General features: G+C 43.4%; 37 protein-coding genes. 33 read left to right on the top strand and 4 right to left on the bottom strand.

Annotated features, from left to right (window positions below; translation table 11 throughout):
- Nucleotides 1-3 precede the first annotated feature (3 nt).
- The 9 genes from Q9R36_RS25605 to Q9R36_RS25565 all read left to right on the top strand — a co-directional run bounded on the left by Q9R36_RS25605 (nucleotide 4) and on the right by Q9R36_RS25565 (nucleotide 4,802).
- The gene (locus Q9R36_RS25605; protein WP_311226139.1) at nucleotides 4-798 is read left to right on the top strand and encodes a replication protein; all 795 of its coding nucleotides are present in this window, start codon (nucleotides 4-6) and stop codon (nucleotides 796-798) included.
- A complete protein-coding gene (locus Q9R36_RS25600; RefSeq protein ID WP_311226138.1) occupies nucleotides 776-2,068 on the top strand; it encodes a replicative DNA helicase in 1,293 nt (430 codons plus the stop codon). The genes Q9R36_RS25605 and Q9R36_RS25600 overlap by 23 nt, the downstream gene beginning before the upstream one ends.
- A gap of 12 nt (nucleotides 2,069-2,080) precedes the next feature.
- A complete protein-coding gene (locus Q9R36_RS25595; protein ID WP_311226137.1) occupies nucleotides 2,081-2,215 on the top strand; it encodes a DUF3983 domain-containing protein in 135 nt (44 codons plus the stop codon).
- 347 nt (nucleotides 2,216-2,562) lie between these two features.
- Nucleotides 2,563-2,766, top strand: a complete 204-nt coding sequence (locus Q9R36_RS25590; protein WP_311226136.1) for a hypothetical protein — start codon at nucleotides 2,563-2,565, stop codon at nucleotides 2,764-2,766.
- Nucleotides 2,767-2,771: 5 nt separating this feature from the next.
- Complete coding sequence (locus tag Q9R36_RS25585; RefSeq protein WP_311226135.1) at nucleotides 2,772-3,317, top strand: crossover junction endodeoxyribonuclease RuvC; 546 nt, start codon at nucleotides 2,772-2,774, stop codon at nucleotides 3,315-3,317.
- On the top strand, nucleotides 3,317-3,481 hold the full coding sequence (locus Q9R36_RS25580; RefSeq protein ID WP_311226134.1) for a hypothetical protein: 165 nt from the start codon (nucleotides 3,317-3,319) through the stop codon (nucleotides 3,479-3,481). The genes Q9R36_RS25585 and Q9R36_RS25580 overlap by 1 nt, the downstream gene beginning before the upstream one ends.
- Complete coding sequence (locus Q9R36_RS25575; RefSeq protein WP_311226133.1) at nucleotides 3,478-3,945, top strand: YopX family protein; 468 nt, start codon at nucleotides 3,478-3,480, stop codon at nucleotides 3,943-3,945. The genes Q9R36_RS25580 and Q9R36_RS25575 overlap by 4 nt, the downstream gene beginning before the upstream one ends.
- Nucleotides 3,945-4,226, top strand: coding sequence for a hypothetical protein (locus Q9R36_RS25570; protein ID WP_311226132.1), 282 nt, complete (start codon nucleotides 3,945-3,947; stop codon nucleotides 4,224-4,226). Before Q9R36_RS25575 ends, Q9R36_RS25570 begins: the two co-directional genes overlap by 1 nt.
- A gap of 93 nt (nucleotides 4,227-4,319) precedes the next feature.
- Nucleotides 4,320-4,802: a hypothetical protein gene (locus tag Q9R36_RS25565; RefSeq protein WP_311226131.1), complete on the top strand. Its 483-nt coding sequence runs from the start codon at nucleotides 4,320-4,322 to the stop codon at nucleotides 4,800-4,802.
- Nucleotides 4,803-5,108: 306 nt separating this feature from the next.
- Here the strand turns inward: Q9R36_RS25565 and Q9R36_RS25560 are convergent, their stop codons facing one another.
- Nucleotides 5,109-5,264 carry a hypothetical protein gene (locus tag Q9R36_RS25560; RefSeq protein WP_311226130.1) on the bottom strand — a complete coding sequence of 52 codons (156 nt, stop codon included), beginning with the start codon at nucleotides 5,262-5,264 and terminating at the stop codon, nucleotides 5,109-5,111.
- A 154-nt stretch (nucleotides 5,265-5,418) separates the two neighbouring features.
- Here Q9R36_RS25560 and Q9R36_RS25555 point away from each other — a divergent pair, with 154 nt between their 5' ends.
- The 20 genes from Q9R36_RS25555 (at nucleotide 5,419) to Q9R36_RS25460 (ending at nucleotide 22,057) form a co-directional block, all read left to right on the top strand.
- The gene (locus Q9R36_RS25555; protein WP_311226129.1) at nucleotides 5,419-5,880 is read left to right on the top strand and encodes an ArpU family phage packaging/lysis transcriptional regulator; all 462 of its coding nucleotides are present in this window, start codon (nucleotides 5,419-5,421) and stop codon (nucleotides 5,878-5,880) included.
- Between the two features lie 676 nt (nucleotides 5,881-6,556).
- Complete coding sequence (locus tag Q9R36_RS25550; RefSeq protein WP_311226128.1) at nucleotides 6,557-7,513, top strand: hypothetical protein; 957 nt, start codon at nucleotides 6,557-6,559, stop codon at nucleotides 7,511-7,513.
- The gene (locus tag Q9R36_RS25545) at nucleotides 7,514-8,404 is read left to right on the top strand and encodes a hypothetical protein (RefSeq protein WP_311226127.1); all 891 of its coding nucleotides are present in this window, start codon (nucleotides 7,514-7,516) and stop codon (nucleotides 8,402-8,404) included.
- A 415-nt stretch (nucleotides 8,405-8,819) separates the two neighbouring features.
- Entirely contained in the window at nucleotides 8,820-8,957 is a 138-nt protein-coding gene (locus Q9R36_RS25540) for a hypothetical protein (RefSeq protein ID WP_311226126.1), read from the top strand.
- Nucleotides 8,954-9,244, top strand: a complete 291-nt coding sequence (locus Q9R36_RS25535) for an HNH endonuclease (protein WP_311226125.1) — start codon at nucleotides 8,954-8,956, stop codon at nucleotides 9,242-9,244. The genes Q9R36_RS25540 and Q9R36_RS25535 overlap by 4 nt, the downstream gene beginning before the upstream one ends.
- A 6-nt stretch (nucleotides 9,245-9,250) precedes the next feature.
- Nucleotides 9,251-9,499 carry a hypothetical protein gene (locus Q9R36_RS25530; RefSeq protein ID WP_311226124.1) on the top strand — a complete coding sequence of 83 codons (249 nt, stop codon included), beginning with the start codon at nucleotides 9,251-9,253 and terminating at the stop codon, nucleotides 9,497-9,499.
- A gap of 112 nt (nucleotides 9,500-9,611) precedes the next feature.
- A complete protein-coding gene (locus Q9R36_RS25525) occupies nucleotides 9,612-9,977 on the top strand; it encodes a hypothetical protein (RefSeq protein WP_311226123.1) in 366 nt (121 codons plus the stop codon).
- Nucleotides 9,978-9,979: 2 nt separating this feature from the next.
- Nucleotides 9,980-11,662 (top strand): terminase large subunit, encoded by a 1,683-nt coding sequence (locus tag Q9R36_RS25520; RefSeq protein WP_311226161.1) that lies wholly within the window; start codon nucleotides 9,980-9,982, stop codon nucleotides 11,660-11,662.
- A gap of 44 nt (nucleotides 11,663-11,706) precedes the next feature.
- Nucleotides 11,707-12,966, top strand: coding sequence for a phage portal protein (locus tag Q9R36_RS25515; protein ID WP_311226122.1), 1,260 nt, complete (start codon nucleotides 11,707-11,709; stop codon nucleotides 12,964-12,966).
- On the top strand, nucleotides 12,926-13,537 hold the full coding sequence (locus Q9R36_RS25510; RefSeq protein ID WP_311226121.1) for an HK97 family phage prohead protease: 612 nt from the start codon (nucleotides 12,926-12,928) through the stop codon (nucleotides 13,535-13,537). Before Q9R36_RS25515 ends, Q9R36_RS25510 begins: the two co-directional genes overlap by 41 nt.
- A 12-nt stretch (nucleotides 13,538-13,549) precedes the next feature.
- Entirely contained in the window at nucleotides 13,550-14,782 is a 1,233-nt protein-coding gene (locus tag Q9R36_RS25505) for a phage major capsid protein (protein WP_311226120.1), read from the top strand.
- A 26-nt stretch (nucleotides 14,783-14,808) separates the two neighbouring features.
- A complete protein-coding gene (locus Q9R36_RS25500; RefSeq protein WP_311226119.1) occupies nucleotides 14,809-15,066 on the top strand; it encodes a hypothetical protein in 258 nt (85 codons plus the stop codon).
- A 2-nt stretch (nucleotides 15,067-15,068) separates the two neighbouring features.
- Nucleotides 15,069-15,350, top strand: a complete 282-nt coding sequence (locus tag Q9R36_RS25495; RefSeq protein WP_311226118.1) for a head-tail connector protein — start codon at nucleotides 15,069-15,071, stop codon at nucleotides 15,348-15,350.
- On the top strand, nucleotides 15,334-15,648 hold the full coding sequence (locus Q9R36_RS25490; protein ID WP_311226117.1) for a phage head closure protein: 315 nt from the start codon (nucleotides 15,334-15,336) through the stop codon (nucleotides 15,646-15,648). Before Q9R36_RS25495 ends, Q9R36_RS25490 begins: the two co-directional genes overlap by 17 nt.
- Nucleotides 15,645-16,013, top strand: a complete 369-nt coding sequence (locus tag Q9R36_RS25485) for an HK97-gp10 family putative phage morphogenesis protein (protein WP_311226116.1) — start codon at nucleotides 15,645-15,647, stop codon at nucleotides 16,011-16,013. Before Q9R36_RS25490 ends, Q9R36_RS25485 begins: the two co-directional genes overlap by 4 nt.
- A complete protein-coding gene (locus tag Q9R36_RS25480; RefSeq protein WP_311226115.1) occupies nucleotides 16,010-16,333 on the top strand; it encodes a hypothetical protein in 324 nt (107 codons plus the stop codon). Before Q9R36_RS25485 ends, Q9R36_RS25480 begins: the two co-directional genes overlap by 4 nt.
- Nucleotides 16,334-16,347: 14 nt before the next feature.
- A complete protein-coding gene (locus Q9R36_RS25475) occupies nucleotides 16,348-16,905 on the top strand; it encodes a major tail protein (RefSeq protein WP_311226114.1) in 558 nt (185 codons plus the stop codon).
- 52 nt (nucleotides 16,906-16,957) lie between these two features.
- The gene (gene gpG, locus Q9R36_RS25470) at nucleotides 16,958-17,251 is read left to right on the top strand and encodes a phage tail assembly chaperone G (RefSeq protein WP_311226113.1); all 294 of its coding nucleotides are present in this window, start codon (nucleotides 16,958-16,960) and stop codon (nucleotides 17,249-17,251) included.
- A 190-nt stretch (nucleotides 17,252-17,441) separates the two neighbouring features.
- Complete coding sequence (locus tag Q9R36_RS25465) at nucleotides 17,442-21,245, top strand: phage tail tape measure protein (protein WP_311226112.1); 3,804 nt, start codon at nucleotides 17,442-17,444, stop codon at nucleotides 21,243-21,245.
- A complete protein-coding gene (locus Q9R36_RS25460) occupies nucleotides 21,242-22,057 on the top strand; it encodes a phage tail family protein (protein ID WP_311226111.1) in 816 nt (271 codons plus the stop codon). Before Q9R36_RS25465 ends, Q9R36_RS25460 begins: the two co-directional genes overlap by 4 nt.
- 38 nt (nucleotides 22,058-22,095) lie before the next feature.
- Here Q9R36_RS25460 and Q9R36_RS25455 read toward each other — a convergent pair whose 3' ends face one another.
- Both Q9R36_RS25455 and Q9R36_RS25450 read right to left on the bottom strand, forming a co-directional pair.
- Nucleotides 22,096-22,623 carry a hypothetical protein gene (locus tag Q9R36_RS25455; RefSeq protein WP_311226110.1) on the bottom strand — a complete coding sequence of 176 codons (528 nt, stop codon included), beginning with the start codon at nucleotides 22,621-22,623 and terminating at the stop codon, nucleotides 22,096-22,098.
- On the bottom strand, nucleotides 22,616-22,828 hold the full coding sequence (locus Q9R36_RS25450) for a helix-turn-helix transcriptional regulator (RefSeq protein WP_311226160.1): 213 nt from the start codon (nucleotides 22,826-22,828) through the stop codon (nucleotides 22,616-22,618). Before Q9R36_RS25450 ends, Q9R36_RS25455 begins: the two co-directional genes overlap by 8 nt.
- Nucleotides 22,829-22,983: 155 nt before the next feature.
- Between Q9R36_RS25450 and Q9R36_RS25445 the strand changes: the two genes are divergently transcribed.
- From Q9R36_RS25445 to Q9R36_RS25430, 4 genes are all read left to right on the top strand, one after another.
- Nucleotides 22,984-23,166: a hypothetical protein gene (locus Q9R36_RS25445; protein WP_311226109.1), complete on the top strand. Its 183-nt coding sequence runs from the start codon at nucleotides 22,984-22,986 to the stop codon at nucleotides 23,164-23,166.
- Between the two features lie 13 nt (nucleotides 23,167-23,179).
- Entirely contained in the window at nucleotides 23,180-23,398 is a 219-nt protein-coding gene (locus Q9R36_RS25440; RefSeq protein ID WP_311226108.1) for a hypothetical protein, read from the top strand.
- Complete coding sequence (locus Q9R36_RS25435) at nucleotides 23,391-24,548, top strand: FtsK/SpoIIIE domain-containing protein (RefSeq protein ID WP_311226107.1); 1,158 nt, start codon at nucleotides 23,391-23,393, stop codon at nucleotides 24,546-24,548. Before Q9R36_RS25440 ends, Q9R36_RS25435 begins: the two co-directional genes overlap by 8 nt.
- Before the next feature lie 135 nt (nucleotides 24,549-24,683).
- A complete protein-coding gene (locus Q9R36_RS25430) occupies nucleotides 24,684-25,313 on the top strand; it encodes a replication-relaxation family protein (protein WP_311226106.1) in 630 nt (209 codons plus the stop codon).
- On the opposite strand, the gene Q9R36_RS25425 is transcribed toward Q9R36_RS25430, so the two are convergent.
- A complete protein-coding gene (locus tag Q9R36_RS25425; RefSeq protein WP_311226105.1) occupies nucleotides 25,310-26,155 on the bottom strand; it encodes a helix-turn-helix domain-containing protein in 846 nt (281 codons plus the stop codon). The two genes, Q9R36_RS25430 and Q9R36_RS25425, sit on opposite strands and share 4 nt — an antisense overlap.
- Nucleotides 26,156-26,379 lie beyond the last annotated feature (224 nt).

Raw genomic sequence — 26,379 nt, 5'->3', positions numbered from 1 at the left:
GTTATGGCAAGTCCACAAATTGAAAAAGGTTATACCCGGATTGCCAACGAGATTTTTAAACAAATCATGCGGGTCAATCTCAACGGGACACAGTTCAGGATTGTAATGGCCATCTGGCGTTATACATATGGGTTCAAAAGAAAAGAGCATGAAATGGCGCTCTCCTTTATAGCCGGGCTCATAGACGTCAGTAAGAGCCAAGTGAATCGTGAACTTGGCAATTTGATAGATCGGAAGATTATCAAACCCAACGGGATTGGCCCAAATGGAGGGAGAATATTGGGCTTCAACAAGGATTATGAAGAGTGGGACAGTGAGTCATCTGGAGCAACAGCAGCATCCAAAAAAACCAAAGCACCAAAACAGCCGAAAAAGCCGGCAAAGCCACTAAAATACGATGAGGATAACTCGTACTACAAAATGGCTGTTTACTTTCATAAGAGAGTGGCAGCCACTGCCAAAGAGTCAGGGGTGGAGCATCTAATCAAAAGAGCAAACCTGCAGACATGGGCGGATGACTTTAGGAAACTGATTGAAATAGATAAGGTCACAAAGAAGAAGGCCAAGGAAGTCATGGATTGGGTGACAAAGGATGACTTTTGGAAGACAAATGTTTTATCGGCCCGGAAGCTGCGTGAGAAATTCAGTGATCTGGCCATCAAAATGACTGCTTCACAGAAGCCGAAGCAAAGACAGCAAGCACCCGTACAGCGGCCGGATCCCCGGGATAAGGAAATAGCATTCCAGCGATGGATAGACGAAGGGAATGATCCAGATGCATTTGATTGGAGCAAGTGATATTCCAGCTGAGCAGTCCGTCCTCGGAGCAGTGTTCCTGGATGCTAATGTCCTTGATGAAATTATTTTCCTTGAGGAAAGGGACTTCTCAGTGCCGAGACACCAAAATGTCTATAAAGTTATGCGGTACCTGGAAAAGAAGGGTAAGCCAATTGACATCATAACAGTCACAGATGCCTTTCAGAAGTTTGGGGGCGTGGAAAACATAGGTGGTGTATCTTACCTCTCCGAGCTGGCGGAGTCCTGTCCTACCACTTCCAATGTAGAGCATTACGCCAGAATCGTTCGCTCCAAGGCGATTGGCCGGCGGGCCAGGAACATGGGTGAGATCATCACGGGAATGTCCCGGGATGATTACGAATCAGATGAAGAGTATTTTGGCACCATCGAGGCTCTTGTTCAGGAAATGCGTCCGCAGGACACTGCAAAAATGAAAAGCTTCACTGAAGGCAGAACTGATTATTTTGAGCACTTGGCCAAAAAAGCGGAGTACATTAAGACCGGATTCGCCCAATTCGATAACTGGGCCCGGGGGCTATGGCGTGGCTGGCTCTTTGTGTCAGCTGGCCGGCCATCGGTGGGGAAAACAGCTAAGATGCTGCAGCGCCTCTATGGAGTGGCCAAACAACATCAGGGAGTCGTCCTAATCTTTTCCCAGGAGATGGGCGAGAACGAGCTCAAGGACCGGATGATTTCCTCTATTACCGGTATCCAGTACGGAAAAATTAAGGACAAGACCCTCAATGAGAAAGAGCAATCACAAGTACAAATGGCTTATGACGGCCTTGAATACCTGCCTATCTTCATTCAGGATAGCCCAGCAGTCTCAATAGAAGAAGTAAGGGCGACGGCTCGGCAGTTTAAACGGAAGTACGGAAAGATAGCCTGCATCGCAGTAGATTACCTGCAGATCATGAATATCCCTCAGAAGAAAGGTGAAACAAGGTCCCAGGCAATCGGAAATGTGACTGGAGCAGCCAAGCAGATAGCACGGGAAATGAACTGCTGTTTTATGATGCTGTCGCAGATGTCCCGGGCGTTTGAAGGGGCACTCAAGCCGCAACTTTCCCACCTAAAGGAGTCCGGGTCTATTGAGCAGGATGCAGACGTGGTGGAATTCCTATGGCACGATCCGCATGATACGGAAATGGGCGGCAAGGTGATCCAGCAGACGATTGCAAAAGGCAGGGACACCGGGCTGAATGAGTTCCGCCTCCTGTTCCAGGGATGGAAGCAGCACTTTCTGGAGCTTCCGAAAAATAATAGTTGAAGGGTGAGCTTGATGGCCAATAAGAAAAAGCAGAAACGTCGATTAGGCAGAGCGATTGCCCGCCGTTACAAAGAAGTTGATCGGGCCCGGACGGATAGGGCCTTGAGGAACATTTTTGTTAGGAATGGAGTCCTGAAGGACAAATGAGGTTTTAACCCAATTGGGATGGAGTGAAATGATGAAAGAACTGTTCTTACACTGCTACTGCTTTGTGGTTGGTCATAAAAGAAAGATTAAAAAGTTTTATGTCACAGAGCATTCAGGATTTTTATTTCACAGAGCATTCAGGATTTTTATTTCACTCATGCGAGAGATGCAAAATTCCTTTACCTGTAATTAAAAAATAATGCACATTTCGAAAAAAGAGGACGGTGCTGATATGAACCTATCACAAGCTACCAATCAGCAACTCTATGAACTAGCAAAAGATGAAAAGGCTCGGATGAAGGATCGTTATGCAGCTGCCAAAGAGCTGCAGGAAAGGAAGAAGAAAAATGCTGGCTCACAAATGCAGATATCCAGGCTGCCACGCCAAGGCGGAGCAGACCTGGGCACTTGTTAATTTATGCGAAGAACACCACCGGATGATTAAGAAAGAAACAACAGCTTTTTACAAGCCGATGTCCAGCACGCTTTATGACTATAGATACCATTATCTGAGGATTTCTCACTTGATTCCTTGGAGCAGGAAGGATTGAATTGAATGCGTTTTGTCGGAATTGACCCAAGTACTAAAACCGGATTTGTAGCATTGGACGAGCAGGGGGAAGTGTTACGGGCGAAGGAGCTGACAGGTATCGGCTCTGAAGATCCTATGAGGATGATCACCATGATTGATGACATTATGGATCATATACGTCCAGGCGATCAGATTGTCATTGAAGGCTTCGGATATGCCTCTCAGCAGGCCATACAGCTTGGCGGCATAGGATGGGGAATCCGGATGGCCCTTATGCGCCGGGGGCACTCTTACACGGAAGTAGCCCCGGGAGGCGTTAAAAAGTTTGCGACGGGCAAAGGGAATTCGCCAAAAGAGGACATGGTCCAGCCTATAGCTCAGCAGTGGGGATTTCAACACTCCAGCGATAACGTCCTCGATGCATATGTGATGGCTCAAATTTCAATGTCATTATTCCTAAACAAAGAAATAGGGGCGATATTGGCGTTAAGGCATCAGCTTGAAGTGATTGATACGATCCTTAATCCTAAGGCAAAACCGAAGAAAAAACGGAAGAAGAAGGCCAGGTGATGCGGCAGCTGCGGAAGGTTGTCCACGCTCTTACAGAGGAGAAGCTCAATAAATTGGTTCTAAGTCATGAAGATCGCGGCTGGAAGGTAGCCAGTGAACTGAGGAAGCATCATAACGGGATAGGGTATCTAATGACATTCGATCCGGAAAGGAGAGCGGAATGAGGGAAATTAAGTTTCGTGCCTGGAACTCTGCAAATAATCGTTTCATAACTGACGGAGACGTTTATATAACACAAAATGGTTTAGTGTTCGGTGGTGATTTAGGTAATCCACCTTTAGTTGATATCACAAATTACGATGTTGTTATTAACCAATACACCGGCCTAAAAGATGCGAAAGGCGTTGAAATATTCGAAGGTGACATTGTGGATGTAAGCTATATGTCTTTCGAGGAATTCAGGGGTGTTGTGAACTTTGGAGAATACAAACAAGATGGAAGCGGCGGGGAATATTCCGCTAGTGAGTGTATTGGTTTTTATGTTAAGGTTTTAAACCCTGACTTGGAGGATGAATCTGGACCCATAATCATTTGGGATCATCAAAAGGAATCGTCATTATTAGAATATGACCGGGTTGAAATAATCGGCAACATTTACGAAAATCCTGAACTCCTGGAGGCAACCTAATGGGCTACTCAAAAGATGAGCAGGAAACCAATCTGAATTTTGATTATAGCACTGGCAAATGGACGGTTTACTCTACTGTTCAAAAGCACATAAGGAAGCTTGGGGATCTGTGCGAACTAACCATTCCTGAATCAGAAGATGGCAGACCGATAGCAGTTAGGGGCACTCTCTCCGAAAAGATGGTCAGCATGCGAAAAGAACCGGCTAAACGCGAAATGACCGAAGAACAGAAAAAGGCTGCAGCCGAAAGGATGTCCTTAGCTAGAAATTCACTTAAATGACCGTTAAAACTCAAACCGTTTTTCATCTCGGGACCTATTAGTCTATTGAGCTTTAAAATTCGAGAATAAGCCAATTATAAAGGGGAAATTAACATGTCGAATACAAAACTGAATGTTCTGTTCAAAAAAATCCAGAAGGATGATAAAAAAGAGGTCCTGGAGTTTCATGTACAAGGGGACGAGCTGCCGCACTCTCAGTCACTTGTGCAAATGGCCGGATCCATCGTCGTCCTGGAAGTAGAAAACAGCAAGGCAGGCAAACTGAATGCGGAATTCAAGTCCATCCAGAGGGATTCCAAAAAGACCACGCTGAAGTTTAATGTCAAAGGCGACAGCGAGGAAAAGATGATACTTCTCTATACTTTTGCCGGCCGCGGTGTCACCCTATTGCTGACTCCAAGCCAAATGAGCATTGAAGAATTCAATGAAGATCAGCATGAGGGTGTAGCTTACAATGTGGATAAGGACGGAATTGCTCAGGTGAGCCCTGATCAGATGTCACTGGACGAGGTGACTGAGGAAGATGCCCCGGAGAATGAGGATCCGTTTGAAAGTGATGAGGATTCGTTGGAATAAGAAACAGGCGCACAACATGCGCCTGATCCTGATATATTTTTAGAAGAGGGATGTACAGTTATTTTATGCAATCGTGTAATTGATGGTGCCAGCAGGAGATGTAAGAAAGGCGCATGTGGAATAAAATCCTGCTGGCGAAACGAGCAATGATCTGATGGTAACGGCTTCTATGGTGGAGGTTACACCATGCTCGTGTGAGTAATATGCCCAACTTCATAAGATGGTATTCATTTGACACAAATTGTTCACTCTAAAATATTGGGAACAAAGAAAGAGGACGATAAAATAACATCGTCCAAAAAATAATTACTTTTGATTACCACCAAATTTATCTCTGAAATAAAGGTAATCAACTTTGTGTTTAGTGGCCATAAGTTGTGTTGCAAGTATTGCTGTATATATTGTTGTTAGAAGGCCTCCAAAAAACGCAATACTAAACAAAGAATTACTTTTGTTATTCATATTTAAATTCCCTCCTTAATTGGATAGGGATATTTTCACCTTGAAAATATTTTTTATACATTTATCTGATGAACATTTCGATAAAATAGCACAAAAAAAGACCAGGATTTCTCCCGGCAAGCTCAACTATATTCTACATTTGGGAGGGACCTAAATGCAAAACCAATCTTTTACACTCCCGGAATTAGACAGAAAAGCCACACAAACAGCCATAGAGGCCGAGCTTGAAAAGTACAGGCTTTATAAATACTTAGCATTTGAAGAGAAAGAAGCATCCATAACAGCCAGCTCAGAAGTCCGGTTCCACGGACCAACCAACGAAACGAGCGATCAAACAGGAAACATCGCCATTTATAATGCCGATCAGCAAAAATACAGGAAAGCTTTCTGTGAAAGGATGGAAAGGGCGGTCCGGTATCTCCCTAAGATGGAGCGCTTCCTGATTGAGGAAAGGTATATGAGTGACGACAGTGAGTACATCACGGATTATAACGTCTATAACTTTAAATTCCAGCCACCAATCAGCCATGTGAAATATGCGAAAATTAGGTGGAAAGCATTTTATCGCCTGGCGCTGAACCTGAATATAGTCGTGACCAAGACAGGTGGCGATTAAAGAGGACGTATTTCTTTATAAAGCACTCACAGGTTAATCGCCCTAAATGTGAGTGCTCTTTTTATGGATTTTAATGTATTGCCTTGAAAATTTTATTAAAAATAATTTAAAAATTATTTAACTTTAGTTTAAGTTGCTTGGTGAAATACCTGATAAATTTATATCATAAGCAAATTTGAAAGACAGACATCGCACGGTGGCGAAATAGGTAGACGCGTAAGAAAAAATGCAAGGTGCAAATCCTTGCCCGTGTATATTCTCGAAATGCTCACTTACCTTTAGGCCTTCGTGCCACTGTTCCTTACAGGGGTAAGTGTAAGGAAGCAAATTAGAGGAGAAAAAACCCGTAAAGCGCGTTGTGGTCGAACTTTACATTTAAAACGCTGGCGGTATGCCACGACATATTGCCAAATGCCGGATCGAGCGAAGGGTTTGAAGATCCGGTTTTTATATTTTCTGTGCAGCACCATAGGGGTTTGAGAGGGAGTTATTCCCTTCTCAGTTTGTAACAAACGGATCCCAATCAATGTGTCTTCTGCTGCTGTTGTACCCTAGGAGAGCCGTCTAGTAATAGAATGTGCGATGACCCTAGTTTTACCCTATGGTGCTGTCCAGAGAATACAAAATCAAAAGTAACCGAATTTGGTTGCTTTTTTTATTTACAGGAGGGTGCAAAATGAAAGGAAATCCCATTCTGACTGAAGAGCATTATGCAGTTGCACTCCTTAACGGAATTGATAGGAGAACATTACAAAGGAGAATAAAGGAACGCGGCTGGGATTTAGATAAGGCTATCAATACTCCTAAGAAACCCACACGTAAGAAAAAAAGAAAAGGATGGGAAGCAAAAGCTTTATCGAATGGAATTAACATCAAACGTTATCAACAAAGGATTCAAAGGGGATGGTCACCTGAAAAAGCTGCATCAGTACTCCCAAAAAAACAAGCACGGAGAACTGACCAAAAATGGATTCGAATAGCCAAAACAAACGGGATTCCTTATCCAACATATTTGGCAAGGGTTAATAAACATTTTTGGTCCGCTGAAGAAGCTGCTACGACACCGGTCCTAAATCAAGAAGAAGTAACTAAAAGAGCAACCATTGCCAGGAAAGAAATTGACCAGATTATCCAACATAAGACTTTTACAGATCCTAATAACCTGTTTACAGTAACTAAGCTGCACATAGAACAAGCGGCTCTTAATGAAATTCCGAAGGGCACAGTTTATGAAAGGGTTTATAAGTTGGGATGGACTGTTGATGAAGCAATCACTGTACCAGTTATGAAAAGGATGGTTAAAACGGATGAGTATTTGTCATTTCTTCAGATGGCCAACCGAAACGGTATAAGTGAAGATAATTTTAAATCGCGTATTAAGCGTGGTTGGGGAATGGAAGAGGCATCTCGTCGCCCATTGAATGACAGTAGGGTTAGCAAAAACAAACATTGGATGGACATTGCGGAGCAGAATGGCATACGTCCTAATACTTTTAATGCGAGGCTTAGACGCGGATGGTCGCTAAATGAAGCTGCTACGAAACCGGTCTTGTCATCTGGAGAATATCTAAATGATCACAGGAAAAATAAAGTGATAGAAAAATTCAAAGAGTTCAATAAGAGGCAAGGATGATTGGCAGTGACAAAAAGTGATATTGAGTATATGCCTTTATCTGACGATACGAAGAACGAGTTGGTGATTAAGCACCAAAGAATCGTTCACTACTTTGCGCATAGGTACAAGCACTTGGCGAATGGTGATTTAGAAGAGGTAAGAGCTTGGGCTTATTTTGGATTAGCCCAGGCAATTAAGGTATATGAAACCAAAAGGGATAATGATTTGTCTGCACTTGCTTTTCCGAGGATAAAGACAGAAATTTTTCTTCAAGCAGCTAAGATAAGACAAACCCAAAATGTTAAAAGTATGAATGCGCCTGTCGGAGGAGACGCAGAAACTAGTCCAATTCTTGAAAATTTAATTGCTGATCCAACAGGAGATACAATAAGTGAAATCGATATATACCGGTTGGTGGTTGAGGCGTTATTTGAAGAGGGCGAGCTGAGCAAAAAGGTGAATATAGATTATTTATTTCACGAGAAAGGCATAGATGAAATAGCAGAAGAATGCCGAATATCTCCATCACTTGTGAAAAAAATTTACCGTCGTGGCAAAACATTAATAAAGGTGCACCTGATGAATAATGACTATATTGTTAGTGGTTCTGTCGTTAATAATAAAAGGCAATCTAAAAGATTCACTGAAATGACTCATATGTCAAAAGAAGAAGTGGGCCAGATGAAGTATATCTATAAACACTTTCCTTTTCTTACATCGAATGACATCAGTAAGATTCTAAATGTAAGTCCGTATGTAATATCAAAAACAACCGAGTATCCCACAGCCGATTACATTAAAACAGGGTTAAATCCCTCTATTAAAACAAGAGCAGAGAATTTTATTAAAGTTAATTACCCTAATCATGTTGCTGGTGAAGTCCATATCAGTCGGTTAGAAAGTGTTTAAAAGCCAGCGCCCTCAAGGCGCTTTCACATAAACTTTAAGGGGGAGTGCTTAATTAAGCACTATTGCAAGGGGTGCTTAATTAGAGTACTGCAGAGTGCTTAATTAGAGTACTGCAGAGTGCTTAATTAGAGTACTGTAAAACTTTTTCCTTCATATATGTCCAAACTCTAAAGAAAAGCTTTAAAGAAAAATATAAAGAAATATAGTTGCAAATGAGATTTGCAAGGCAGAATTCATTAAATCATTTACAATAAAGGAGAGTGCAAATGGAGATAGTTTATGCACATCCATACCTGACTAGCTGGTTTATATTTTGGACATGCTTCTGTATCGCAGCATTGAGATCAGCATATAAAGACTGATAAAGCATTCGTATAATCGAGTGCTTTTTATTTTGCAGAAAGAAGGTGATCGTATGAAAAAGATAGTTGCAACTTTTCTAAATCCTGTAATCGCAGTCGTTAATGTTCTGGATTCTAAAGGGGTTCTGGCTAAAGAGGAAGTGGCTGCGGAAATCAAAAGACTTGAAGAAAAAGACGAGGAAGAGATATGAAACCATGGGCCAAGAAGTTCTACAAATCAGCAGCCTGGCGTAAGTGCAGGAATGCCTACTTCAAATCAAAGTATGGGCTGTGCGAACGCTGTGCTGAGCCAGGGAAGATCGTTCACCATAAAAGGTACATTACTCCTGACACTATCGACAATCCAATGATTACACTGAACCATGACAACCTTGAGCTGCTATGCCAAGACTGCCATAACCGCGAACACCATAGTGATGGAATAACAGCTGAGGGTCTGGCATTCGATAGTGAAGGTAACCTTATCAAGAAGGGATGAAGGACAATGAAAACATACGATATTATTTTCCGAAGTGGAAAGAAGATACAGAAGTCAGGCACGCTGGTCTTCTTCAATGATGAAAGCGACACAGTGCAGCATGTGAATGACGGGATCTTCTTGAATGCTTCTGAAGTGGTGGCTGTGTTTGAAGTGAAAGCCGATAAGAATCCGGATTACATTATCAACGAGACTCCAATATTCGTTGATGGAGCCGGAATAGGATTTGAGATTCCAGAAAAAAATATTCATTAAAATTTTTCAAATCCCCCCCAGGTCTGAGTTTTTTTCAAAAAGCTTGGGGACCGGAGGGGGGAGCTTTTTTTAACACACAGGCCATTTTCATATGAGGGGGGGTACCTAATTTATGGCCAAATTGAGCAAAAAGAAGCAGGATGAGCTGATTGCGAAAGAGATAGAAAGGTATAATCACATTTTCCAATACTTGCAGGAAGATAAGAAGCAGGTGGCGCAGCGCCTTATTGAAAGGGTGGCTTTCATGACAGTTACGCTGCAGATCCTGGAGGACACCATTAAAACAAAAGGGCCCACTTACACATTCGTCAATGGTTCCCAGAGGATGGTGGTGGAGAACCCGGCGCAGAAGTCCTATAATGCCATGATCAACAGGTACACCTCAGCATATGAAAAGCTGTTCAGTCTTCTCCCTAAAGAGGGCCTGAGTGTGGAAGACGAGAGCGATGGGTTTGATGAATTCGTGATGAATAAGTGAAGCTGCGGAAGCAGTACCCGTTAACTTATAACCCAATCCTCGACTATTGGGAGAAGATTGAGTCTGGGGAAGAGGTTGTAAGCCAGAAGGTCAGGCGAATATATAAAAAGCTGGCAGCTGATGTATTCGATAAAGACTCAGAGTTTGAATACAGCGCAAAGCGTGCGAATCATGCAATCGAGTTTATTGAGAATTTTTGCAAACACTCAAAAGGAAAATGGGCCGGCAAGCCAATCGATCTCGAGCTTTGGCAAAAAGCTTTCCTTGCTGCCACTTTCGGATTTGTCCATAAGATTGACGGAACCCGAAAGCACCGTGAAGTCTTTCTGGTGGTGGCCAGGAAGAATGGGAAGTCCACGCTATCATCCGGCATCTGTTTATATCTCCAAGTGGCGGACGGCGAGGGAGGCGCAGAAATCTACGCTGTGGCCACGAAAGAGAAGCAGGCTAAGATTGTATGGCTTGAGTCGAAAAGGATGGTCAGGAAGTCACCAGTGCTTTCTAAGCGTATGAAAACCCTTGTGAAGGAAATAATGGCGGATTTTAATGACAGCAGCTTCATGCCGGTCGGCAGCGATAGTGACACGCTTGACGGTTTAAACGTCCATGGCGCCTCTCTGGATGAAATTCACGCCTGGAAGGATAAAAACCTTTACGATGTTATCGTGGACGGCACATCGGCCCGTGAGCAGCCTCTCATCCTCATGATCTCGACGGCCGGCACTGTCCGGGAATCCGTGTACGATATGAAATATGATGAAGCCGAAATGCTGCTGAAAGGTTTGGACGATCCGGAAGGCTATAAGGATGAGCGATTCCTGCCGGTTATTTACGAGCTGGACAAGCGCGATGAATGGACGGATCCTGAAGCATGGAAGAAGGCAAATCCGGGGTTGGGAACGATCAAGAAAGTGGATAATCTGGTGACAAAGGTGAATAAGGCAAAGGCCAATTCGCTTCTTGTCAAAAACCTTCTTACAAAGGATTTCAACATCCGGGAGACTTCCACGGAATCATGGCTGTCATTTGAGGACATTGTAAATGAACACACTTTTGACATGGAAGACCTGCGAGGCTGCTATGCGGTGGCCGGCACTGACTTGAGTAGCACCACTGATTTGACTTGTGCAACGATCATCCTTGAAAAGCCAGGGGATGATATGCTTTATGTTCTGCAGAAGTATTTCATTCCGGAAGAGCTTATCGAAAAGAAAATCCAGGAGGATAAAATTCCTTATGATAAATGGATTGAAAACGGACACGTAGTCGCTACGCCGGGGCACAAGGTCGATTATTCACAGGTCACTAAATGGTACAGTGATTTAGTCAATGATTACGATATCCGTCCACTGTGGACCGGTTACGATAGCTGGAATTCTCAATACTGGACCAAAGAAATGATAGACCATGGTTTTGAGATGGAAGAGGTTCGCCAGGGAGCGAAGACGATGTCTCAGCCTATGAAGCTATTAGAGGCGGCCATTAAGGCAAAGAAAATTAATTACAATAAAAATCCCGTCCTTAGATGGTGTTTGTCAAACACATCTATCAAAACAGATGAGAATGAAAACATTAGGCCGGTTAAGGGGCTCAGCCAAAAGATGCGAATTGATGGAGCAGTCAGCTTAATTATCGCTTATGTTGTCCTGCAGAATCATTACAGTGAATATTCAGGTCTGATCTAAACACCGGAATGGTGTTTTTTTAATGCCTTAAAGGAGGTGAATCAATGCAAATAAGAAGTATATTCGGCAAGATATTCGGCGAGGAACCGAAGCGGCTGCCCAATGAAACCCAGTTTAAATTTATGAACGGATTCACCCCAGTTTTCACTCACTTTGGAGAGGATCCGTACACTTCGGATGTCGTGAGAAGTGCTATCCATGTCATTGCTTCCAATGCTGCCAAACTGAAGCCTAAGCATATTCGCAGATTAAACAAGGATGTCACACATGTGTCCGGTCAGCTGGAAAGGTTGCTGTCAGTGAGGCCGAACGAGTTCATGAGTGCCTATGATTTTATTTATAAGGTGGTCACTCAAAGAGAATTGTTTAACAATGCTTTTATCTATATCAAGTGGGATCTCATTAGCAGACAAGTCTCAGGGTTTTATCCAGTTGATATGGCGAGTGTGGAGCTTGTGGAGGCCCAGGACACTTTATTTGTGAAGTTTCAATTCCCAAATGGAAAGAAGTTCACGGCACCTTATTCAGACTTTATTCATCTGAGAAAGTTCTATAACCGGAATGATATGTTCGGAGAATCTAACGCAAAGGCCTTGCTGCCGACACTCGATTTAATTCATACAACCGACGAGGGAATTGCCAATGCAGTTAAATCCTCAGCTTTTCTCCGGGGCCTGCTAAAATTCACCCAGGCTATGTTAAAACCGGAGGATATCAAGAAGCAGCGGGATGCATTCGTCCAGGACTATATGGATGTTTCCAATAATGGCGGTATTGCCGCCTTGGATGCCAAGGCAGAATATCAAGAATTAAAGAGCGATCCTAAAATGGTGGACGATAAGCAAATGGGCACCATTGAAGAAAAGGTTCATAAGTACTTCAACGTAAACAAGAAAATCATCATGAGTAACTATAACGAGGTTGAGTGGGATGCCTTTTACGAAAATGTACTGGAGCCCATAGCTCTGCAAATGAGCCTTGAATTTACCTCGAAACTTTTTACAGACCGGGCCCAGGGGCATGGCAATGAAATCATTTTCGAAGCAAATAGGCTACAATACGCTTCAATCAAAACCAAGGTTCAGCTCATTAAAGAAACGATGACTCTCGGCATCCTTTCGAAGAATGAAGCTAGGGAAATATTCAATCTCTCGCCTATTGAGGGAGGTGACGAGTATATACAGACCTTGAACGTGGTCAATGCTGACAAAGCAGATGATTACCAATTAGGCGAAGAGAAACAATCGGAAGGAGGTGAGGACGATGACGAAGGAGAAGCAAACTCCGAAGACGGAGAAGCGTGAACTGGATCACTCTACTGTAGAAATTCGAGAGACGGAAGACGGGCAGCGCACGTTAACAGGATATGCCGTCAAATGGGAAATGAAATCTCATAAAATGGGATACTGGACCAGGTTCCGCGAGCAGTTCAAAAAAGGAGCATTCACTGAATCGCTAAATAAGGAGGATCAGCGAGCTCTATGGTCGCATGATACCTCAAGGGTTTTAGGGCGTACCAAAAATGGCACACTCCGATTATACGAAGATGATGTTGGGCTACGCTTTGAACTGGATCTTCCCAATACCACTCTTGGAAATGATGCATACGAAACAATCAAGCGCGGTGATATTGACGGCGTTTCCTTTGGTTTTAGCATGCGAAAACAAGAGTGGGATGAATCAGATCCAGACAACATTATTCGGACCATATCTCAAGCAGATCTGTTTGAAATTAGCCCAGTGAGCTTCCCGGCTTATCCAGACAGCCAGGTGAGTGCCAGAAGCGACGATCCATACAAGGTGTATCTGGATGAAAAAAATCAAGTGAAAAACAATGAACTACGGAAACAACTAATCTTAGAAACTTACCTATAGGGGGAAAATTGAATGAACCGATTACAAGAGATCTTAGAACGAAAACAGGAGATTCGTACTTTACTTCAAAGTGATCAAGAGGTAGATGTAAAAGAAATTGAAAAAGAGCTCCGTGATCTGCAGGACGAAGAACAAAAAATCATTGAAAAGCGTAAGCTGGCTGAAGGCATTCAACTCGGTCAAGTCGAGCACAGGACCCTTGATAAGCCACCAGCTGGCCGTGAAAATAAGCCAGAGCTTCGCGACCTAAAATGGGATGCTGCCATTGAAACAACCGAGTATCGTTCTGCTTGGGCAAAAGACATGATGGGACTGAAGCTCAACGAAGAAGAGCGCTCCTTCATGGATCGAGTAAATGATGAGTACCGCGATTTCACCCACTCAACCGAAAACACTCAGGTCCTCATTCCGAAAACAGTTGCCGATGGTATCTGGAGAAGGGCTGAGGAAGAGTCTTCTTTGTGGACTGATGTGCGCAAGCTCCGGGTTAAAGGCGAGCTTTCCATGAAAAGGTCTAACGGCAATTCCGCAGATGGTCGTTGGTACGATGAAGATGAAGTCGTTGAAACTGATCAGCTTGGATTTGGTGAATTGAACCTGACCGGCTGCGAGCTTGCGAAGGCAATCGAGGTCACTTGGAAGCTTAGGAAAATGGCTGTTTCAGAATTCGAATCTTACATTCAAGAAGAGATTGGTCTTCGAATGGGTTCTGCTTTAGGTAAAGCCGTCTACGAAGGAAGAGGAAAGCCAGGAGTGGGCGATACTTTCAAAGCTGAACCACTTGGAATCAAAACAGCTCTTATGGACGAGACTGACACTCCTCAATACATTGGGTACACGGATTCCCCAGTTTATACCGATCTGACGTCAGCGATGGGGAAACTGCATTCATCCTATGCGAATGGTTCAACCATTTACGCGAGCTCTACGACTATCTGGAACACTCTCGCGAACCTAAGGGATGGAAATGATCGCCCTTATTTCATTCCGGATGTAACTGCTGGCGGAGTCGGCCGCATCTTTGGTCGTATTGTTAAGCCTGATGCAGCTATTCCAGAAGGTGAGATCCTTATCGGGAACCTGTCAGCCGGTTATGTTGCTAACATTAACGAAGACATCACTATGTACCGTGAGGAGCATGTTAGAGCGCGTAAGACAGATTACATGGGTTATGCAATCGTTGATGGTGGACCAAGGGATAATAAGGCATTCGTCATTTTAGGCGTTCAAACACCAGAAGTATAATAAAAAATACAAGGAGGTAGTTGAAGATGGCTAATAGGGTGGCAAAACTTTTTAGAGACAAGAATTCAAAGAAACTATATAGAAAAGGCGACCTATATGAGCATTCCGATGCTGACCGGGTCGCCTTTTTAGTTGATAGCGGGTATTTGGAAGCGGAAGAGGTCAAAATTAAGTTTCCTAAACATACTGGAGGCGGCTGGTATGAGTTATCTAATGGCGAAAAGGTTCAAGGTAAGGATGAAGCGGCCGCCGCCGAAGGAGAACTGCACAAAGAAGGTGAGTAAGCATGCTCGCTGAAGTGAAAACAGCGCTCCGTGTCACAAACAACGCATTTGATGAGGAAATTATTGATCTAATTGAGGAGGCCCGGCACGATTTAATGTTGTCGGGCATTTCTGCTGACAAAGCTAATAGTGGCGATGATCCTTTAATTAAAAGAGCCATTAAAACATTCGCAAAAGCCAATTTTGGTTTTGATAACCCGGATGCGGACCGGCTAATGGCCTCTTATGATTCTCTCAAACTCCATTTAAGTTTGGCAGGTGATTACATTGGCCAGGTGGAGTGAGATTGTGGAGCTCCTCACTCTTGAGGAGGGCACGAATGAAAATGGATTTCCGGAAACGGTCGTGGCGAAACGTCAGACCGTTTTTGTGAATAAGAAAAGCATTCGAAGCAGCGAGTTCTATGCAGCTGCTCAAAGTGGTTACTCCCTTGAGCTAATGTTCGAGATCCGATCCATTGACTATGGTTCTGAAGAACACTTGAATTTTGACAATCGAACCTATGAGATTGTCAGGACTTTTGATAAAGGCGAGCTGACAGAGCTCATATGTCAATCTTACGGTGAAGGCGAGGTGTTATGATGCCAGCGCATTTAGAAGGAATGGGACAACTGATGAACCAAATAGCGGCTATGGGCCGGTCAGTGAATAACCAAACAAAAGAGAGGTCATTGAAAGCCGGGGCCCAGGTAATGAAGAGGGCGATAGAGGAGAAGGCGCCTGTTCGCACAGGAAACCTAAAAGCAAATATCGTCGCCTCCGATGTTAAAGATGATCTGATTGCTATTGGACCTGATCAACAGGGACCAGCCTATTACGGGCACTTCTTGGAGTTTGGAACCAGCAAGGCTGCAGCCAAACCTTTCATGGGTCCAGCGTATGAAAATAGCAAAGAGGAAGCCCAGGAGGCAATGTCCGATGTGATAAAGAGAGAATTGAACCTATGATTCTAAATAAATTGATTCTTTCTGCTCTTAAAGATATAGGGGCACCGGTTGCCTTTCAAAAATACAAAGGCAGCGCATCTACCTATGTTACATTCTTTGAATATAACCAGAATGGAGCCCTTTACGCTGACGACGCCGAACAAAAGACCTCTCATTCAATCCAAGTGGATATATGGAGCAAAGAGGACTATACACAGATTTATCAATCTGTAAAAGCTGCATTGCTTAATATCGGTTTTAGAAGAATATTTGAAACTGAACTGTACGAAAATGACACCGAGATTTACCATAAGGTGCTCAGGTTCAACTTTACGGAATAAGAGGAGGAAAATAAGTGGAAAACTACACAGTCGGATTGCGTGACCTTCACTTTGCCAAATTTACAGAGGATGGCACATATGAAACGCCGAAAAAATTAAGCTCTGCCATCTCAGCCACCGTAACGCCTAACTATACGATTACGACATTGTATGGTGATGATCGGGCGGTCGCTGTTGCCAATGCTTTAGGGGATATCGATATTCAAATTAACACTACAGATTTATCACCAGAGGACTATTCGCTTCTGATGGGTGCTAGCAAAAATGCAGATGGGGTCATTGAAGATTCTATAGACGATGTGGCTCCATATGGTGCCTTGTTATTCCGTTTGCCTTTCGAGAGCGGCGGATTTAAATATTATGCCTATTACAAAGGTAAGTTCCAGCCGCCTTCTACAACCCACAATACAAAAGGGGGCAGCGTGGAATTTCAGACACCATCTATCAGTGGGAAATTCATGGCTCGAGAAGATGGGAAGTGGAGGTCTCATTTTGAACACACGGGGTCTGAAGCAAGCCCTATTGCCGCAAGCTGGTTTACAAAAGTATACGAGCCTACACCGGAAGTTTAATTATTCAAGAGGCGGATTTTCCGTCTCTTTTTCACTTTAAGGAGGAATTCAATTGAAAACTATTACTTTATTAATTGACGGCAAAGAAAAGACATTTACAGTACCATTTGTCAGCGGCTTGGTATGGAGAAAATACATTCAGTTTCAAACGGAAACGGCAGATATGCAAAGTCTTAATCTGGAGGAATTCGATAAATTTGCGGGAGTAGTTGTCCTGGCATTCAATAATCAATTCACCCTGGATGAATTTTTAGGCGGCACACCTTACGACCGGATCATGAGCACAGTTCAGGGTCTATTTATTCCTTCAAAATCAAGCGATTCCGAGGGAAACGAAAAAAAGTAAGCTACGAGGACATGCACAAAATCAACAAAGAATTTTACAGATATTTAAGGAAGTCTGAGGGCATGTCTATTAAAGAAATTGACGAATCGGATATCTTTTTCTTATTTGATCTCTATGCCCCTGAAGAGGAAAAGAAGGAAGTCATTGAATATGCCGACCAGGTTCCTTGGTTGTAGAGAGGTGAGGATTAATGGCTGAAGTTGGAGCATTGCGAATTACCCTGGGTTTGGATTCGATAGACTTTACTCAGGGTCTTCAAAATGTCAATAGGCGGATAACAGCCTTAAACAGTGAATTTCGTGCAATATCAACCGGGGCGGCCCGATTTGATAACAGCCTCGACACTTTACGTGCCAGATCGGATGTATTATCCCGGACGATGTCCACGCACAGGACAAAGGTGGAGGAGCTGCGCCGGCAGTACGAACAGAGCAAGGCGGCCACCGGAGAAAACTCCGATGAAACCCTTCGCTTAGCGACAGCCTATAATAGGGCTGTCGCTGCAATGAGCAGTACAGAAAATCAGCTGCGGAATGTCAATGCTCAGATACAAAATCATGGCTTCAAAGAATTCGAAGAAGAGGTCAATAACAGTGTCGATTCTATCACCCGTCAGATGAGGGTGATGGAAAGTCAATTTGACGCTGCCACTGCAGGAATAGAGAATTTCGGGGAATCCACGGATGATCTCCGGCAAAGAGAAGAAAACTTGTCCAGGTCTCTGTCTCTCCATCAGCAGAGGGTGCAAGAACTAACGCGCCTTCATGAAGAATCTGCCCGGGAAAAAGGGCGAGATGCCCAGGAAACACAGGAAATTGAAATTAGATTAAACAGGGCCACGCAAGCAATGAGGGAAACAGAGGCCCAGTTGAACAGCACGACGGCAGAAATTCGCGAACAGACGAATGTATGGTCAAACTTATCCACCAGAGTGGGCGATACCGGTCGGAGGCTGGATGAACAGGGCGCCAAGCTACGCGGCATCGGGCAGAACCTCATGTCCACAGTTACTCTTCCATTAGCAGGCTTTGGCTTAGCAGCAGGAAAGATTGCCAACGATTTTGATTCATCCGCCGGCAGGATTGAAGCACGGTTAGGTGTGACTGCGGATCGTGCCGAAGAGCTTGGAGATATTGCTCGGGAAGTGTGGGAGAAAAACTGGGGAGAAAACATCCAAGATGTAGGAGACGGAATCACCACTATCAGCAAAAACCTCAAAGACATAACGGATGATGAGCTCAGAAGAGCTGGGGAAGCTGCATACTTTCTGGCCAATGCCTTTGATGCGGATCTAAATGAATCTACCAGGGCTGCCGGACAGCTGATGAAGGATTTCGGAGATGATTCTGATAAAGCTTTTGATATCATTACTTGGGGCTTTCAGAATGGCCTCGATTATACCGGTGAATTTCTTGATACTATTCGTGAGTACAGCCCTCAATTCAGCGAGATGGGCTATACAAGCGAAAAGATGCTCAGCACCTTGAAAAAGGGCTTTGATGCGGGCAGCTGGTCCCTCGATAAATTGGGCGATAGTATTAAGGAAAGTCACTTGCGAATGGGCGACCTTTCCAAGGCAACCATTGATGCATACAAAGCCATGGGTCTTAATGCTGAAGAGTACGTTGCCAAGATAAACAAGGGCGGGAAGGAAGGAAACAAGGCCTTTCAGGATATTGTTAAAAAGCTGATGGAGGTTGACGATGCTACTGAGCGAAACGCTCTCTCTGTCGCATTATTTGGGACACAATACGAGGATCTGCGGGAGAAGATTATCTTTGCTATGGCAGATGCCGAAGATTCCATCGATGGTCTTGAAGGAACTACCAAAAGGGCTGCCGATGCCATCCAGGACAACTTCGGTGACCGGGCTACTAAGGTGTGGCGCGAATTCATCTCTGATTTGGAACCTGTGGGCGAAAAGCTCCTAGATATTGGAGAAGAAATCCTGCCTAAGGTGGCTGACACGGTTGAGGATGTCACTGACGCCTTTGCGGATATGTCACCAGAGGGGCAGAACACAGCACTGGCAATAGGAGCAGTCGCTTTGGCCGCCGGCCCGGCTATAGGCTTAGTTGGATCATTAGCCTCCGGCGTGGGGATCTTGGCAATGGGGCTATCGCCATTAATTGCTTCTTTAGGCACTGCCGGGCTTGCAGGTGGGCTGACGGCACTGGCAGGACCCGTAGGCCTCACAGTAGCTGGTCTAGGTCTGGCAACAGGTGCAGTCGTTGGCCTTTCAAAAGCGTTTGGCGATGCCAAGGAAGTGAATTTAGAACACACAAATGCGTTAATCGAAGATCAATTAGCACTTGAAGATAGTGTGGCTCAATACGAGGAACTTAGAGGGAAAATGACGCTAAGCAACAATGAATTCGGGCGTTATCTTGATCTCCAAGACAAAATAAAAATGACAACGGATCCCAAGGCTATTGAAACCTATAAAAGTGCCATGGCTGATCTACAGGAGAAGTCAGGTCTGACAGTTGAGGAATTAGAAAAGTTCGTTGGTCTTGATGAAGATATTCGGGAGAATGCTCCGGATACTGTTCAAAAGGTGAGTGAGTATGGCAATGCTTTCATTGACCTTTCCTCTAGCTTGGATCCGATAATCGGTAAACAGCGGGAATTTATTACAAATCAGTTGCAGATAGAGAAGGATCAAGCATACGAGAACCTTAAAACCGCAGCTGAGGAAGTGCTGGATACACAAGAAAAGTTAAACACATCCATTGAAAGACATAACGAGAAAATGTTAGAACAGGAAGGCTACCGAAGAAAAGCGGCTGATTTGCAAATAGAAATAAATAAAGCTGAGGCGGATGGCGACACAGCCAGGGCAGAGCATTTCAAACGTGAACAGTCAGCCTACAGCGAAAAAGCTACTAATCTTGATAGTGAAATCAAGCGTCTTTATGAAGGGTTCACTATAGAGCAAGAACGTCTTAATAATCTGTACAGTCAGGTTGCAGAAGGATCCAAAGTATATGACCAATTAGTTCAACAAGAATTAAAGATGGTGGGCATAAATGGCAAGTCTTCGGAAGCCTTGAATTTGATCGATGAAAAAATCAAAAAGCTTCAGGGTGAAAAAAGTGCTTTGGATACTAACTACAAAACCGGCGCTCTAACGACTGCAGAATATCAGGAGCAAAACCAGAAAATTAATTCACAAATTGAAAGGCTTAGAGATAGCCACGGCAGAGTAGAGGACATTCAAGGAGAGCAGAAAAAGGTAACTGGAGAAATCCAAACTCAAATTGAAAAAGGACAAAAGGTTAACGAAATCTTAACAAAAGATACCGTAAAAAATGTAAAAATAGATGATAACGGTGGCACTGCCAAAGTTCAACGAGAAGCTGAGAAAGGTGCCAATAAGAACATAAAAGTTGACGACAATGGCGGCAACAAGAGAATCCAACAGGACGCAGAGAAATCGGCAAATAAAACTGTAAACACCAAATTGAAAAGGGAAAACTCCATTTGGGACCTTATACCGAAAACAGTTAGTGTCGCTGTTAGTTTTCTAGGGAAACTTAACGGCTTCGCAACAGGAACTAAGGATGCTCCGGGTGGACTTGCAATGGTCGGGGAGGCTGGCCGGGAGTTAACCTACTTTCCCAATCGTCCTGGATTGGCATTAGTAAATGGTCCAAGCCTTTTAGATCTTCCCAAGGGCGCAAAGGTCATCCCAAACGCAGATACAGAAGCTATACTGCGAAAATGGAACATCCCCGCAATGGCTAAGGGAGGAGTCGCACTATCTCCCGGCATGGCATATGTCGGAGAACGGGGAAGAGAACTGTTGGATTTAACTGGGGCGAGAACAGGGCCTTTGTCAAATTCTCCTGCAGCCGCATCTTCTTTCGTCATTAATCCGGCTCCGATCATACTGGACGGTGTAGAAATAGGGAAGGTAGATTTCGATTTAATTGAATCTGAAATGGGATGGAGATACACGCAAGGAATGATTACGCAGGGGTTGAAACCATGACATTTATGATTGAAACAGTTGAGGGATATCCATTGGAGTTGAAAGAAATTGGCATATTCCCTCTCAAGTTAGAGATGAATTCGCCCTCGCCGCGCATTGAAACTGAAGAGATTCAAGGAAGGGATGGGCAAATCCATTTAGGTACTACTTATTCAGCCAGGTCGATGCGTGCGCAATTTTACATTGAATCAAGAGACAGTGTTAACTTTAACTGGTTGAGGAGCGAGGTTTTTAGGCTCTTTGATTCTAAGCGAACCTTTCATATTAGGGATAAGGGGAATTCTAAAATCAGATGGGAAGTAAGAACAGCTGCGAGTTACAGTATCGAAAGGCTTAGCAGGACGGTTGGTACGTTCGTGGTTGATTTGATATCGGATTATCCTTATGGAGAAAGCGCCGGATCAACACTTAACCCGTTTACCCTTGATTCGGAATACTGGCAAATTGGTCAAGGACTACCGATGGAGGATCTCCAGTATGTGCACTCGACGAATAGTTTTAATATATTCAATGCAGGTGACGTGGAAGTGGATCCCGTGATTGTTCCTTTAAAGATTGAATTTAAAGGAGAAAGCGAAAATCTTAAAATCTTAAACAGGACCACAAACGAGGAGTGGCAATATAACGGTTCCAGCAGTCCTAATGATGTATTGACCCTGGATGGCATACGCTCGCTCAAAAATGGAGTGTCAGTTTTCAAAGATACAAACAAAAAACTGTTATCCATAGCCAAAGGTCTCAATAGCTTCGAGGTAGAGGGGGCAATAGGCAACTTCATCATTAGCTTTGACTTTAGATTTTATTATATATAACAAAAGCCCTTCTCGTTTGAGAGGGGCTTTTTTCGAATTCATTCACCTTTTCTCGTATCTTCTTCTAACTGTTTCTCTGCATCTAGCATCTGACGTTGAACAGAATCAATTAGAATTATTGCTGCCTTTCCTTTCTCGGGATCTCTATCGTCTGTATACTCAATAATCTTATCGTAAGTTTCATCTGTTAAATCTAAAGCTGCATCTAGTTTTTCACGCGAAAGTTTATATTGTTCTTTTTGAGACTCATTAAGGTAATTTTCACTGATAATAAAATTGTTATGTTGGATTGAAACGTATAACAATGCGATCAAGTCAACAACCTCATTCGAACCGTTTGTTTCTGTAAGTTCCGTTTCGATTTCTGTTTTCGCATCAATAAATTTAGAAACAACTTCATTTATAATTTCGTTCGAAACCTTTATAAAGTCCTCTTCCGCAGCTTCCGGGCTACTTTCTAATCTTTTCACTTCTTCTTCATGTTGTTTATATGCTTCCCGTTCTTCTTTTGAGCAGCCAACCAAAATACTGAAAGCGCACAAAACCATAAATAGCTTTCTATTCATAAGAATCTTTGTCCTCCTCGTATAGATCATCCACCTTTACGCCTAATAACTTTGCCAACTTAAACAATTCTACCGCACTCGGATAAGCTTTTCCTGTACACCAATTCGAAATTGTATTTCTTGATTTGTTGAATTGCTGACGAATGTACTCTCGTTTATATGGCGATTGATCAACTAATTCACCTATTTTACATTTTAATTTCACTTTTTCATCACCCACAATTATATTCTACAATACTCATCCACATACCTTTCACGTTTCAGTTTGTCATTTATGCACAAATATATTTGGATAGACAGGCAAGTTCAAAGTCACTCGCCCATACACTGAACTAGACACTGACAGAGGAGATGGTCATTATGGACCCAGTTACATTCGGAATGGTCAGCATCGGAGTGGCCGGCGGCAGCTTAACTTTAGTCACTATTTTAAGCTCGTATGGAGTCAAAATTAATGATTCAGCTATCAAGATTGTATTGGAAGCCACTAAATTTGGAGGGATTCTGTACCTTCTTCAGCACCTGCAAAACCTATTCTTTTAAAGGAGTGATTATTGTGGGATTAGATTTCATTATGGAATATGAGAAAGCAAAGCAGCAGGTAAAAGAGGACGGATGGGATAGTTTCTTAGAGTCCTTCCAGGAAAAACATCCTTCTTATGATCTATACTCAGTCTCTACACCTTGGTTTGATGATTCTAGTTATATTTGCAAGTTTCGCGGCGGAGGCGGCGATATAGTGGTCGGCTGGAAGGGAGTGCATGACAATGATTGAGTGGCTTATTCCTCCATTGCTGATTGCCGGTGCGGCTGCCATCCCCAAACCTAAGATGAAGGATGAAAAGAAAATCGAAAAGATATTTGAAAATCGAAGGGTTGGATTCACGAAAGAGGAAGTTGTGAATGGCCAGGTGAGCACTAAAAATAAGCAGTACCCGAAATTGATTCGGAAATATCCGCAGGAGGAGTATACATCCTATCTTTACTCATTGCCCTTGGGGTTGCCCTCAGAAGCCTTTGAAACGTTGCTGCCGGCATTAAGGGATGGTTTAAATAAAGAAGTGGAATGTGAGTTTGAAGGAGGCCTGCTAAAGATGAATGTATACAATGGCAACCTGCCGGAGAAGTGGAATTTTGATGAAACATTAATTCGCCCAGGAACATGGGAGGTCCCAATCGGCAAAAATCACACCGGCATCCTTTACCACGACTTTGAAAAGTATTGTCACTTGCTTAATGGAGGAGTGACCAGGTTCGGCAAAACAGTCTTCATGAAGGAAGTGCTGAACACACTAATCCTGAACAATCCGGATGATGTGGAAGTATATATTTTGGACCTGAAAGCCGGTCTTGAATTCGATAAGTTTAGAGCTCTTCCACAGGTTATAGATGTAGGCAAAGATGTATACGAGTCGGCGCAATTATTGAACCAAATCACTGAAGGTCTAAAAGAAAGAGAGGTCATGTTCCGGGAAAGTGGATACAGCAATATCATTGAGACTCCAATCAAGAAAAGAACCTTTATCTTTGTGGATGAAGGAGCTGAGCTTTCCCCAGCCATTGTTAAGACCAAAGAGGCTAAGAAGTACGCGGAGTTTTGCCAGGCAGCATTAAGCGAAATTGCCCGGATAGGGGGCGGTCTCGGATACCGGCTGATATATGCAACTCAATACCCGACAAAGGAAGCTGTGCCTATGCAGGTCAAAATGAACATCGTTGCCCGGCTATCCTTCATCTGCGCTTCGCAGGTGGCCAGCAGGGTCCTGTTGGATGAAGTCGGTGCTGAATCATTACCGTCTATCCCGGGCCGCGCCATTTACCTAGTGGAAAAGAAAAGGGTTGTTCAAGTCCCATACATTGATGACAAAATGATGTTCAAAATGTTCGACAATCAGCTGCAGCCTTTACCGAGAGAAACGAGGTGAAGGGAGAATACGATAAGTATTCTTAGTTGCAATACGACTGACATAAAAAGTGAACTATAAAAAGCGTTATATCAACAAAGGACTATGTCAGTGACAAAGAGACTCAATGACAACGTCACTGGAAAGGAGACTGACATGAACACTGACCGAATTGAAAGCATTTTAACTGTTATAGACAATCTGGGGATAGTGAGCGTGAAGCAGCTTCACCATATCCTCAAGCTGGGATCATACCGGCACACCTGCAGAGTCATTAGTCAACTTGAGCCATATTTGAATGTGGTTAGGTCCAATCACAAAATTGTGTATTTAAACAAGGATGGCCGTCAGTTTATTGATTCTGATAAAGAAATCAAAAAATCGATAGTGCTCGATCACATGCTGCTGGCCAATCAAGCATTTATCCATTACGGCTGCCCAAAGGATTGGAAAAGGGAGTACTCCATTCAGATTGAGCAGAAGCCTCGACTTAACTTTGGAATTGAAATTAAGGGCTTGACTGTCACAGGTAAAAAGATTGTTATTCCAGACGCTGTATTCACGCAGGATTGGTACAATTGCCTGGTGGAGATAGATAACACCCGGACCATGCAGGACAATCGGAAAAAGCTGAATAAGTACGTTGAAATGTGGGAAGAAATCAAGAAACATTTCGGCACTCAGGTTAAACTTTGCATCTTTACAAACAGTGAAACCCGGAAAAAGGAATTCGTTCAACTGTGTGGATCCCTGCCGCATGAAGTATGGACGTTTCAAGAAATCTAATTTGAAAACTCAGGGTCGAAATATAACTTGTCCATCAGCTTGTTTACAATCCCATTGAAATAGGCAAATTCCCCTTTAATCATCCTCTTGCCTGCTTTGACCTTCATAACAAAATCTTTAAAGGCCTTCGTGCCGATCTCCAGTTCTTCGGCATCCGTAAATGCCCTGGCTCCTGTTTCAAAGTTGATTATCCGATTGCACTGTCTAACCACCCTCCAGAACTCTTGAATAGTGGCAGCTTGCGAGTAGAAGAATCCTGCCAGTTGTGCAAATGAGTCAGGAACCCAATGCGCGACAAAATTGGCTTTATCAACAGGTTTATCCACATGATGGAAATGAGCGGCGGCCTTACGTTTAGTATTTATAATCTTTTGTTTTAGAGAAATTGATTTTGTCTTAATGGTAGGACACTTCCCGGACTTTTTCGGTGGTGTCTTGCCGGACACTTCCTGTTTAGCTGGAATGATGATAATTGCATTGGCCGTCTGTAACATATCCTTTTTACGCTTCATGGACACCTGACGGATTATCCCCAGGTCCTCGAGCTTTTTCACCAGGCGCTGGACAGTCTTATATGCAATCTCCATCTTCTGAGCAATGGTTCTTTTACACATATAGCTCACGCCAATCTGCTTGCAGCTGTGGCGCTTCAGAAGCTCGAGCAAAGCAGTAAGTCTTGCTTGAACATCTGAGCGCTTCACAGCCGCCTGGATCTCTTCCTTGTATTTGCGGACAGTCCGGTTAAGCTCTTCAATATCTTTGAATGTAGAAAGGTTGTGGAAAGATTCTTCATTAGCGATTACGTCTATACGCTTTTTGTGTACACTTTTACTGTTTTTCATTACAGTTGTCCCCTTTTTGGAAACAAAAAAGCAACGATTCACCTGGAAAGCAAACCGTTGCGAAGAAACCCCGGATGCATTAAACTACATCTAAGGGTACAGCAAGTGTTTGCCTACTGAGACTAGGCGGACGGTATAGGAGTGTTGGTAGCACTCTTTATACACGCTGTGCTCTTTTGTTTTTGTTTTTAGGAGAATTATTTGGATTGTATAGATGGAAGTGT

The sequence above is a fragment of the Bacillus sp. AG4(2022) genome, assembly GCF_031844465.1.
GTDB lineage: Bacteria > Bacillota > Bacilli > Bacillales > Cytobacillaceae > Bacillus_AB > Bacillus_AB infantis.
Note: the sequence above shows the minus strand (reverse complement) of the source record. Positions and strands in the feature narration are given on the sequence as shown.